Here is a 9899-nt window from a genome sequence, read left to right as displayed (position 1 = left end):
CGCCCTCATCGCCCTCGCCATGCTCAGCCTCGGCGGCCACAAACCAGTGCTCCCCGGCCGGGTTTAACCCACGGATGAAGCAGGAGAGCCGAGATTCTGGTTGAAAACTACTTTTTTGAAAGGTTCTAGGCCCATTTCGGCAAAATCTCCGTCGAATTCGTTCGGGACGGGATCGCTCCAGGGCCTTGGACTCGACCGGCAGGGGACTTTCGAGCCGCCGGGGCTCGCCGCAGTAGGGTGAAGGCATGGTCACCCGGATTAACCCCAGCATCCTCGCCGCCGACTTCGCCAATCTCGAACGGGACCTGGGGCGCATCCGCACCGCCGACCTGGTGCACGTCGACATCATGGACAACCATTTTGTACCGAATCTGACGTTCGGACCGCCCGTCGTCGACCGCCTCGCCCAGGTCTCCCCGCTGCCCTTCGACCTGCACCTGATGATCGAGACCCCGGAGCGTTGGGCGCTCGGCTACGCAGAAGCCGGCGCGTTCTCGGTCACCTTCCACGCGGAGGCCACGACCAACCCGGTCGGCCTGGCCCGCAAGCTGCGCTCGATCGGCGCCCGGGCCGGCATCGCCCTCAAGCCCGGCACGGCCATCGAGCCCTACCTCGAGCTTCTGCCCGAATTCGACCAGGTGCTCGTGATGACCGTCGAACCCGGCTTCGGGGGGCAGAGCTTCATGCCCTCCACCATGCGCAAGCTCCGCACCCTGTCGGAGGCCGTGAAGAAGTCCGGCCTGGACGTCTGGCTGCAGGTCGACGGCGGCATCACCGAGGACACCATCGTCATCGCCGCCGAGGCCGGGGCGAACACGTTCGTCGCCGGCTCCAGCGTGTTCAACGCCGCGGACCCGGCGAAGCAGATCGCCCTGTTGCGCGCCGCCGCGACCGAACACCAGCACGCGCACTAGTACCCTAGTCAGGTGAAGACTTTTGACGACCTGTTCGCTGAACTGAGCGACAAGGCACGGACCCGCCCCGACGGTTCGGGGACCGTGCGCGAACTCGACGCCGGCGTACATGCCATCGGCAAGAAGATCGTCGAAGAAGCCGCCGAGGTCTGGATGGCCGCCGAGTTCCAGAGCGACGACGAAACCGCCGCCGAGATGAGCCAGCTGCTGTACCACGTACAGGTGATGATGCTGGCGAAGGGGCTGACCCCCGCCGACCTGTACCGCCATCTGTGACGCGTCATCAGAGAGACTCCACCCGGTTGACCCCGTGAGACCTGTTCGCCAGAACCTGAAGACGCAGAGAGTGCCCAAATGCTGAGAATTGCCGTGCCCAATAAGGGCTCGTTGTCCGAAACCGCCGCGCAGATGCTGTTCGAGGCCGGCTACACCGGCCGCCGCGACCCGCGCGACCTCGTCGTCGCCGACCCCCGCAACGACGTGGAGTTCTTCTACTTGCGTCCCCGCGACATCGCCACCTATGTGGGCTCCGGAGCCCTCGACGTGGGAATCACCGGGCGCGACCTGCTGCTCGACTCGGGCTCCACCGCCCAGGAGATCGCCAGCCTCGACTTCGGCGACTCCACCTTCCGCTTCGCCGGCCCCGCAGGCCGCTTCACCGACCTGGCCGACCTGTCCGGCCATCGCGTCGCCACCAGCTACCCCGGACTGGTCGAGGCCTTCCTCGCCGAGCACGACGTCAGCGTGACACTGGTCACCCTCGACGGCGCGGTCGAGTCAGCCGTTCAGCTCGGCGTGGCGGATGCCGTCGCCGACGTCGTCTCCACCGGCTCCACGCTGCGCAAGGCCGGCCTCGAGATCTTCGGCCCGGTCATCCTGCAGTCCACGGCCGTGCTGATCAGCTCCGAGAACGACAAGCCCGGCATCGCGACCCTCCTGCGCCGCTTGCAGGGCGTGCTCGTGGCCCGCCAGTACGTGCTGATGGACTACGACATCCCGCAGACGCTCCTCGACGACGCCTGCCTGCTGGCGCCCGGCATCGAGTCGCCCACCGTATCGTCCCTGCACGACCCGGAATGGGTTGCCGTGCGTGTGATGATCTCGCGCCTGAACACGAACCACGTCATGGACGCCCTCTACGAGCTCGGGGCGCGCGCCATCCTGATCAGCTCCATTCACAACGCCCGCTTGTAACGGGCTGACCGGCGGTACCCAGATGCGGCGACACACAATGGAGGCACAATCGTGAGTCTTTCGGTGCGGGTCATACCCTGCCTCGACGTGGCCGACGGCCGCGTGGTCAAGGGCGTGAACTTCCAGAATCTGCGAGACGCGGGCGATCCGGTCGAACTCGCCCGCCGGTACTACGAGCAGGGAGCCGACGAACTCACCTTCCTCGATGTGACCGCCACGGTGGACAACCGTGCCACCACCTATGACGTCGTGCGCGCCACCGCAGAGCAGGTCTTCATCCCGCTTACGGTGGGCGGCGGCATCCGCACGGTCGAGGACGTGTCCCGGCTGCAGGCCAGTGGTGCCGACAAGGTCGGAGTCAACAGCGCCGCCATCAAGCGGCCCGCCCTGATCGGCGAGATCGCCGACCGGTTCGGCTCCCAGGTACTCGTGCTCTCGCTTGATGTGAAGCGTAGCGGGCGCACCGAGTCCGGCTTCGTCGTCACCACCCACGGTGGCCGCACCGAAACCGACCTGGACGCTCTCGCCTGGGCGCAGACGGCCGTCGGGCTGGGGGTCGGCGAGCTGCTCGTCAACTCCATCGACGCCGACGGCACGAAGGCGGGCTTCGACGTCGAACTCATCACGCTGATGCGCGCCCTGAGCACCGTTCCGGTGATCGCCTCCGGCGGCGCCGGCCGGGTCGAGGATTTTCCCCCGGCCATCGCGGCGGGGGCGGATGCCGTGCTCGCGGCATCCGTGTTCCACAGCGGCCAGCTGACCGTCGGCGACATCAAGGCGGAGCTCCGGCACGCCGGAATGCCCGTGCGCTGATGATGCTGTGCCTTACCCGACCCGAAACGGCTCCGTAAATGACCGATGTACTCTCCACCCTCGACGACGCCCTGGCCAGGGCCGTCTTCAACTCCGACGGCCTGCTGCCGGCGGTGATCCAGCAGTGGGACACCGGTGAGGTGCTCATGCTCGGCTGGATGAACCGGGAAGCGCTGCGCCGCACGCTCACCGAGGGGCGCGTGACGTTTTGGTCGCGCAGTCGCCAGGAATTCTGGCGCAAGGGCGACATCTCCGGCCACGGCCAGTATGTGAAGTCCGCCGCGCTCGACTGTGACGCGGACACCCTCCTGGTGCAGGCGGACCAGGTCGGAGCAGCCTGCCACACCGGCTCCCGCACCTGTTTCGACGGGCGCGGCATCGAGGTCGTGACCGGCGCCCGCCCCGCGGCACCCGACGTGGCAGCAGACCGGGCAACCACCCAAAAACCGAAGGACTGACCATGGCACCGAACAGCTCCGGCCCAGCCCCGACGACCACCGCCGGGCAGTTCGCGCTCCAGATCGACGACCACCGGGTGTTCCCCGTGGTGCGCGAACTCTTCGCCGACGGCGAAACCCCGGTGGGCATCTACCGCAAGCTCGCTGCCGGCCAGCCCGGTAGCTTTCTCCTCGAGTCCGCCGAGCAGGGCGGCATTTGGTCGCGGTTCTCGTTCGTGGGCGTGTCCTCGTTCGGCGTGCTCACCCAGCAGGGCGACGAGACCCGCTGGCTCGACTATGGCCTCTCGGCTGAGCGCGCCCTCGGCGACGCCACCGGCCTCGGCCCGCTGGCGGCTCTCGCGGCCCTCCACGAACGCTGGGAAACCCCGCGGATGCCCGGCCACCCACCCCTGACCGGCGGCCTCGTCGGATTCATCGGCTGGGAGGCGATCCGCCAGATCGAGCGCCTGCCGAATCGCCCGCCGGCGGACTACGACGTGCCGGGCCAGGCCTTCAGCTTCGTGGCCGACCTCGTCGTGATCGACCACAAATTCGGCACCGTGCAGCTCATTGCCAACGTTCTCAACGACGGCCACGACGAACCGGATGCCCTCTGGGCCGCCGCCCAGGACCGGCTCGACGCCCTGCAGTCTCGCCTGGCCGAGCCCTCCGAGACCTGGCTCGCAGAGGTCGACCTCGCCACGCCCGCCTCCCCGACGAACCGCACCCGACGTGAGGACTTCCTCGCCGCTGTCGACGTCGCCAAGGAGCACATCGTCGACGGTGACGTGTTCCAGGTGGTCGTCTCCCAGCGGTTCGACCAGGAGTGCACGGCGGACCCCATCGACGTCTACCGGGTGCTGCGCAGCCTCAACCCGTCGCCCTACATGTACCTGCTGAGCCTGGAATCGCCGGAGAAGGAGACTTACTGGATCGTGGGCTCCTCCCCGGAGGCCTTGGTGAAGGTGCAGAACGAACGCGTGTTCACGCATCCGATCGCGGGCTCGAAGCCGCGCGGCACGACCCCGGAGGCCGACGCCGACTTCGAAGCCGAGCTCGCGGGCGACGCCAAGGAACGCGCCGAGCATCTGATGCTCGTGGACCTGGCCCGCAACGACCTGCTCAAGGTGTGTGCACCCGGCTCGGTCGAGGTGACCGAGTTCATGCGCATCGAGCGGTTCAGCCACATCATGCACCTCGTCTCCTCGGTGGAGGGGAACCTGCTGCCGGGCCGGTCCGCGATCGACGTCTTCCGCGCCACGTTCCCGGCCGGCACTCTCTCCGGGGCCCCGAAACCGCGCGCCCTCGAGATCATCGACGCGCTCGAGCCCGCGCAGCGCGGCGTGTACGGGGGGGTGGTCGGCTACTTCGGGTTCGCCGGGGACGCGGACCTGGCCATCGCCATTCGGACCGCAACGATCATGAATGGCGTCGCCCGCGTGCAGGCCGGCGGCGGCCTCGTCGCGGACTCCGACCCGGCGTCGGAATACCAGGAGTCGCAGAACAAGGCCGCGGCGCCCCTTCGCGCAGTCGCGGTCGCGAACGCCATGAAGCGGGTGCGCTAGGTGGCATCCGCACGGCGCCTCAAGCTCGGGCACATCCTCGTGATGCTGGCGGCCAGCGGTCTGGCCCTGCTGGCCTGGACCCAGGTCTGGGTGAACGTCATCGTGGAGCAGTCCGGCTCGGCTGTGCATAGCCTCGAGGTGTCCGGCTCCACGGCCGCCCCCGGGGTGACAGCCCTTGCCCTCGCCGGACTGGCCCTCGCCGGTGCCCTGAGCATCGCCGGTCCCGGCATCCGGGTGGTCCTCGGCCTGCTTCAGGTTCTGCTCGGCTTCTCCGTGTGCCTTTCGGCTATTTTGGCCGTCACCGATCCGGCGGCGGCCAGTGCCGGCGCGGTCACCGATGCCACCGGAATCTCCGGCGCAGACTCGGTCGTCGACGCCGTCGCCTCAGCGGCCGTGACCCCGTGGCCGTTCATCGCGCTGCTCGCCGGCGTGGTCATGGGCGGCGCCGGGGTCGGGGTGCTCGTCACGTCCCGGCGTTGGCCCGGACCGACGTCCCGCTACCAGGCCGTGCGATTCGAAGCGGCCGAGTCGGCCGAGTCGGCCGAGGCGACGGATGCCGGCGATTCCGACGCCGCGGACGTTTCCGCACCCGAACGTGACGCCATCGACGACTGGGACGGGCTGAGCCGCGGCGAAGACCCCACCACCCCGCAGTGAATCGAGACCTGATTCCCGGTTTCACCTGGTGCGCTGGGGAGGCCGGGGAACCGTGGGGCCGCTAGACTTGACTTGTCCGTCAGCGCACAAGAGGAGAATCATGAGCTTTGAATCGGTAGACCCAGGTGAAGGCCATTCGATCGCGGCCTGGACCGCCGTCACCATCATGCTTCTCGCCGTCGCGATCGGCACCGTTGCCTTCTTTCTGGTGATCCCTTGGCTCGTCTGGGCATCCGTCGGCCTGCTGGTGGTTGGCCTGCTGGTCGGCCGGATCCTCGCCAAAATCGGTTACGGCGTAGCCGATACGGCTCACCTGGGCCACTAGTCGAGTGCTGTCTGATCTTCTAGCCGGGGCCGTCGCCGACGCTGAACTTCGTCGGGCCGCCCGTCCGTTCGCCATCGTCGAGGCAACCGCTCTCGACCAAACTCCCGCGATCGATGCCCTGGCGGTGCTCGCACCCGCCGATCAGGTCAAGATCATCGCGGAGGTCAAGCGCGCCAGCCCGTCCCGGGGCACCCTGGCCGAGATTTCGGACCCTGCCGCCCTCGCCGTCTCCTACGAGTTCGGCGGCGCCAGCGCGATCAGCGTGCTCACCGAAGGTCGCAAGTTCCTCGGCTCCCTGTCAGACCTCGAGCAAGTGCGATCCGCCGTGCGCATCCCGGTGCTGCGTAAAGACTTCATCGGCTTGCCGTACCAGGTCTTCGAGGCCAGGGCGGCAGGTGCCGACATGGTTCTGCTCATCGTCGCCGCACTCGACCAGACCACCCTGGTCTCCCTGCACGACCTCGTGCGCCAGCTCGGCATGACCGCGCTGGTCGAGACCCATAGCGCCGAGGAGGTCGACCGTGCCCTGGCCATTGGCGCAAGCCTCGTCGGGGTAAACGCCCGCGACCTGTCCACGTTCCAACTCGATCAGGACCTGTTCGGCAGGCTCGCGGACCGGATCCCCTCGGGCGTCGTCCGCGTCGCCGAATCGGCCGTCAAGACCGCCGCCGACGTGGCGCACTACCGCGCCGCCGGCGCCGACATCGTGCTCGTCGGCGAGGCCCTCGTCACAAACGATCCCATCCGAACCCTCTCCGAATTCCTGGCGGTTTAAATGTCAACGTCCCTCAGAACAGAAGCAGGCCCGTACTTCGGCGACTTCGGCGGGAGGTTCGTGCCGGAGTCCCTCGTGGCTGCCCTCGACGAGCTGACCGACGAGTACGCTCTGGCACGGCAGGACCCGGCCTTCGCGGCCGAATTGATGGAATTGCACCGGAGCTACACCGGGCGCCCGTCCATCATCACCGAGGTGCCCCGGTTCGCCGCGCACGCCGGCGGTGCCCGCATCATCCTCAAGCGGGAAGACCTCAACCACACCGGCTCGCACAAAATCAACAATGTGCTCGGCCAGGCTCTTCTCACCAAGCGCATCGGCAAGTCCCGCGTCATCGCCGAGACGGGCGCCGGGCAGCATGGCGTGGCGGCCGCGACGGCCGCCGCCCTGTTCGGGCTCGACTGCGTCGTCTACATGGGCGAGGTCGACACGGAGCGCCAGGCCCTGAATGTGGCCCGGATGCGACTGCTCGGCGCCGAGGTCGTGCCGGTCAAGACCGGGTCCCGCACCCTGAAAGACGCCATCAACGACGCCATGCGTGACTGGGTCACCAACGTTGAGACCACCAACTACATCTTCGGTACCGTCGCCGGGCCGCATCCGTTTCCGGCCATGGTGCGCGACTTCCAGAAGATCATCGGCGAGGAGGCCCGCCAGCAGGTGTTGGACCTCACCGGCCGCCTCCCCGACGCGGTCACCGCCTGCGTCGGCGGTGGTTCGAACGCCATGGGTATCTTCCACGCGTTCCTCGACGACCCGGAGGTGGCGCTGGTCGGCTACGAGGCCGGCGGTGACGGCGCGGAGACCCTGCGCCATGCGGCGACGATCACCAAGGGGCGCCCCGGCATCCTGCACGGCGCCCGCAGCTTCCTGCTGCAGGACGAAGACGGTCAGACCGTGGAGTCGCACTCCATCTCTGCGGGTCTGGACTACCCGGGGGTGGGCCCGGAACATGCGTGGCTCGCCAGTATCGGCCGGGCCACCTACCTGCCGGTCACCGATGACGAGGCGATGAGCGCCCTCCGGCTGCTCAGCCGCACGGAGGGCATCATCCCCGCCATCGAGTCGGCGCACGCCCTCGCCGGCACCTTGGACCTCGGCAAGCAGCTCGGACCTGACGCCACCATCCTGGTAAACCTCAGCGGACGCGGCGACAAGGACATGGAAACCGCGGGTCGGTACTTCGACCTGCTCGACAAGGGCGCGGAACAGTCATGAGCACGGAAACAGGTACGGGTTCCACGACCGGAACGACGAGCACGGTCGAGGCGACAATCGCCCGTCGCCGCTCCGAGGGCGGCGGTGCTCTGATCGGCTACCTGCCCGTCGGGTTTCCCACCCTGACCGAGAGCATCGACGCGGCCGTGGCACTCGCGCAGAACGGTGTCGACGTCATCGAGCTGGGCCTGCCGTACACCGATCCCGTCATGGACGGGCCAGTGATCCAGGCGGCCACCCAGCAGGCTCTGGCCAACGGCTTTCGGCTGCGGCACGGGATCGAGGCCGTCGCGGCGATCACCGCCCAGGTGAACGTGCCCGTTCTGGTCATGACCTACTGGAACCCGATCATGCAGTACGGCGTGGACCGGTTCGCCGACGACCTGCTCGCGGCGGGAGGCGCCGGGCTGATCACGCCCGACCTCATCCCCGACGACGCGGCCGCCTGGGTGGGAGCCAGCACGCGAACCGGACTCGACCGTGTCTTCCTCGCCGCCCCGTCGTCGTCCGACGCCCGGCTGCGTCAGGCAGTGGACGCCAGCCGAGGCTTCGTCTACGCGGCCTCCACCATGGGAATCACCGGCGCCCGCGGCGACGTGGACTCCGCCGCGCGGGTGCTCGTCGACCGCCTCCGCGCCGTCGGGTCCACCAGCGCGTGCGTCGGACTCGGCATCTCCACCCCGGAGCAGGTGCGGGAGATCCTCGCCTACGCCGATGGCGCCATCGTCGGTTCCGCCCTGGTCAAGGCACTGTCCGACGGGGGAGTGCCGGCCCTGGCCGTCCTCACCCGTGACCTCGCGGCCAGTGCCCGGGATCTGCGCCCCGCCGTCTGATCCCCGCCATCGAAGCACCCAAAAGCTAAGGTAAGTTGACCGAGGCGGTCACGGGGCCTCCCCGGCGCCACGATGAAAGGTAGTCCCCAGGTGTCTTTTCTTCTGAGCATCCCGAGCCCGAGCCCCGAATGGAGCTCGTTCACCCTCGGCCCGTTCACCATCCACGCCTACGCCCTCTGCATTCTGGCAGGGATCATCGCCGCCACCGTCATGACGAGCCGCCGACTGTCTGCGCGCGGCGGAGAGCCGGGCGTGGTGCTGGACATCATCCTGTGGGCCGTTCCGCTCGGCATCGTCGGCGCGCGCTTCTACCATGTGTTCACGCACCCCTCCGACTACTTCTTCGAGGGTGCCAACCCTCTCGAGGTGTTCGCCATTTGGAACGGCGGCAACGCCATCTTCGGAGCGCTCCTGGGCGGGGCCGTCGGCGCTTACATCGGCTGCCGCATCTCGGGCATCCGGTTCTGGGCCTTCGCGGACGCCCTGGCACCGGGGATGCTCGTGGCGCAGGCCATGGGCCGTCTCGGCAACTGGTTCAACGAGGAGCTCTTCGGTCTGCCGACCGACCTGCCCTGGGGCCTCGAGGTGTCCGCGGCGAACCCGGCCCTCCCGATCGGGCTTCCCCCCGAAACGTTGTTTCACCCAACCTTCCTCTACGAGATGGTCTGGAACGTGGTCGGCGTCGTCCTGATCCTCGCGATCGAACGCAAGGTCGCGCTCCGCTGGGGCAAGGCCTTCGGCGTCTACCTGATTTGGTATGGCCTCGGCCGCAGCTTCTTCGAATCGATCCGGGTCGACCCGAGCGAGATGTTCTTCGGCCTCCGCACCAATGTGTGGGCCGCTTTCGCCGCCATCCTGCTGGGAATCATCCTGATCGTCGTGCAGAGCAAGCGCCACACGGGCCTGCCCGCGAGCGTGTACATTCCCGGCCGCGAGTGGAAGGGGCCCGACGCTGAGGTAGAATCTGATGAGTTTGATTCGGACCCCAAGGATCACGGTGATAAGGCCGTCGGTCTCGCCGGATCAGACGACGTTGCAGCCACAAGCACCAGCAACTCGCGCCTCTAGGCTCAAGGTTGACTCCAACCTGTTCCACGGCTTGTGACCCGGTATGACGGGCCGCCGCGCACATGTCTACCTGAGCGGGCCAGCGTCGTCCCCACTCGCC

12 protein-coding genes are annotated in these 9899 nt (G+C 68.0%); all 12 read left to right on the top strand.

Annotated elements, in window-relative coordinates; all coding sequences use genetic code 11:
- Positions 1-245: 245 nt before the first annotated feature.
- The 12 genes from rpe (at position 246) to lgt (ending at position 9799) form a co-directional block, all read left to right on the top strand.
- Positions 246-914 carry a ribulose-phosphate 3-epimerase gene (rpe, locus tag E3O54_RS06385; protein ID WP_134401186.1) on the top strand — a complete coding sequence of 223 codons (669 nt, stop codon included), beginning with the start codon at positions 246-248 and terminating at the stop codon, positions 912-914.
- A gap of 12 nt (positions 915-926) precedes the next feature.
- Positions 927-1190, top strand: a complete 264-nt coding sequence (locus E3O54_RS06380; protein WP_104100525.1) for a phosphoribosyl-ATP diphosphatase — start codon at positions 927-929, stop codon at positions 1188-1190.
- Positions 1191-1268: 78 nt separating this feature from the next.
- Positions 1269-2108 carry an ATP phosphoribosyltransferase gene (gene hisG, locus E3O54_RS06375; protein WP_104100526.1) on the top strand — a complete coding sequence of 280 codons (840 nt, stop codon included), beginning with the start codon at positions 1269-1271 and terminating at the stop codon, positions 2106-2108.
- A 51-nt stretch (positions 2109-2159) separates the two neighbouring features.
- Complete coding sequence (gene hisF / locus E3O54_RS06370) at positions 2160-2921, top strand: imidazole glycerol phosphate synthase subunit HisF (protein ID WP_104100527.1); 762 nt, start codon at positions 2160-2162, stop codon at positions 2919-2921.
- A 38-nt stretch (positions 2922-2959) separates the two neighbouring features.
- Positions 2960-3379 carry a phosphoribosyl-AMP cyclohydrolase gene (hisI, locus tag E3O54_RS06365; RefSeq protein WP_104171001.1) on the top strand — a complete coding sequence of 140 codons (420 nt, stop codon included), beginning with the start codon at positions 2960-2962 and terminating at the stop codon, positions 3377-3379.
- Positions 3380-3381: 2 nt separating this feature from the next.
- On the top strand, positions 3382-4923 hold the full coding sequence (locus E3O54_RS06360; protein ID WP_134342453.1) for an anthranilate synthase component I: 1542 nt from the start codon (positions 3382-3384) through the stop codon (positions 4921-4923).
- The gene (locus tag E3O54_RS06355; protein ID WP_241976773.1) at positions 4924-5580 is read left to right on the top strand and encodes a Trp biosynthesis-associated membrane protein; all 657 of its coding nucleotides are present in this window, start codon (positions 4924-4926) and stop codon (positions 5578-5580) included.
- A gap of 100 nt (positions 5581-5680) precedes the next feature.
- The gene (locus E3O54_RS06350) at positions 5681-5905 is read left to right on the top strand and encodes a DUF6704 family protein (RefSeq protein WP_104100531.1); all 225 of its coding nucleotides are present in this window, start codon (positions 5681-5683) and stop codon (positions 5903-5905) included.
- Positions 5906-5909: 4 nt separating this feature from the next.
- On the top strand, positions 5910-6680 hold the full coding sequence (trpC, locus tag E3O54_RS06345; protein WP_104194870.1) for an indole-3-glycerol phosphate synthase TrpC: 771 nt from the start codon (positions 5910-5912) through the stop codon (positions 6678-6680).
- Entirely contained in the window at positions 6681-7898 is a 1218-nt protein-coding gene (gene trpB, locus E3O54_RS06340) for a tryptophan synthase subunit beta (RefSeq protein WP_104100533.1), read from the top strand.
- Positions 7895-8731 carry a tryptophan synthase subunit alpha gene (trpA, locus tag E3O54_RS06335; protein WP_104100534.1) on the top strand — a complete coding sequence of 279 codons (837 nt, stop codon included), beginning with the start codon at positions 7895-7897 and terminating at the stop codon, positions 8729-8731. The genes trpB and trpA overlap by 4 nt, the downstream gene beginning before the upstream one ends.
- Positions 8732-8803: 72 nt before the next feature.
- Entirely contained in the window at positions 8804-9799 is a 996-nt protein-coding gene (gene lgt, locus E3O54_RS06330) for a prolipoprotein diacylglyceryl transferase (protein WP_134401185.1), read from the top strand.
- The last annotated feature ends 100 nt before the right edge of the window (positions 9800-9899 follow it).

Source organism: Cryobacterium sp. TMT2-4 (assembly GCF_004402575.1).
GTDB classification, from domain to species: Bacteria; Actinomycetota; Actinomycetes; order Actinomycetales; family Microbacteriaceae; genus Cryobacterium; species Cryobacterium sandaracinum.
Note: the sequence above shows the minus strand (reverse complement) of the source record. Positions and strands in the feature narration are given on the sequence as shown.